This is a genomic window from Cryobacterium sp. PH31-L1 (assembly GCF_030063145.1).
Classification (GTDB): Bacteria; Actinomycetota; Actinomycetes; order Actinomycetales; family Microbacteriaceae; genus Cryobacterium.
This window is the reverse complement of the sequence record NZ_JASISM010000024.1, coordinates 1-1,088: the sequence shown is the minus strand read 5'-3', so window position 1 is coordinate 1,088 and position 1,088 is coordinate 1. Positions and strand designations below refer to the sequence as shown.

At 65.8% G+C, this 1,088-nt stretch carries 1 protein-coding gene; it reads right to left on the bottom strand.

What is annotated here, in order from left to right; all coding sequences use genetic code 11:
• The coding region (locus QMF22_RS17290; protein WP_283455886.1) for a DNA-processing protein DprA at positions 1-894 on the bottom strand (894 nt) is incomplete at its 3' end.
• Positions 895-1,088 lie beyond the last annotated feature (194 nt).

The window sequence follows — 1,088 nt, the reverse complement described above, 5'->3', positions numbered from 1 at the left end:
GCCGTAGTCGCGGATGAGGCGTGCGCAGCCCGCATTGGCTGCGTTGGAGGTGCGCCCGGGCACGGCGCCGCAGGGACGCCCGAGCTCGAGGGCGGTTACCGCGGTGCTCAGCGCACCGGACTGGTACCCTGCCTCGACAATGATGGTCTTGCTGGCTAGAGCGGCCAGAAGTTGGGCGGCGCGCTGGAACCGCCACGCAGAGGGCTCGCTGCCGGGTGGGATCTCGCTGACGACGACGCCCCGCGTCGCGGCCGCGTCGATCAGCTTGCCGTTCTCAGCCGGGAAGGCCGTGTCGAGGTCGGTAGGCAGGACGAGCAGGTTTCGGCCGGTGAATGCTTGGGCGGTCATGAGGGCCGCGGTGTCGATTCCACGAGCCGCCGTCGATGCGATCGCCCAACCGTGCACGAGCAGCCCGGAGGCGAGGTCCACGCACACGTGCCGGCCATGCCGCGTCGCAAACCGCGTCCCGGTCAGCGCGACACTAGGCACAGTCAGGATCGACGCGTCACCGCGCATCCAGAGCGCAAACGGTGCCGTAGATCCTAGGTCGGCCACCGAAACCGGCCAACTCGGGTGCGACGGCGTGAGTAGCTCGTACCCGCCGTCGACGGTGCGGCGGATCGCGTCAACGACCCGATCGACCGAGTAGCGAGACAGGATGGTGGAGCGCAGCTGCCCGACAGTCCCGTCTCTGCCAGCGACAGTATCGGCGTCGCCGTTAAGGAGTGCGGTGAGGGCTGTTTCAGCTCCGTAACGTGCGATGACGGCTCCGACGTGACGGTCGCCGGGGTTAGCGATGGTGGCCCAGGCGGTGCGGGCGATGGTGTCGTGGCTGATGGGGCTGTTCAAGGCAGTGTCGGTGCTGATGGTCTCGATAACCGCAGCGATAGTCATGATGGTGGATTCCTCTCCTGGACCGAATATTTTGTTTGCCTTCCGGCGAGAGAAATCGATAGCGAGCGGGAGAGCCGAAAGTGCCCAGAATCTCAGGCGAAATAAGGGAGCCTGCGACCGCGTCTGAGAATCTGGGAACGCAGGCGCGAAGCGAGCTACGATGACCGGCCGGAAAGGTCAAACAAGCCCTTCAA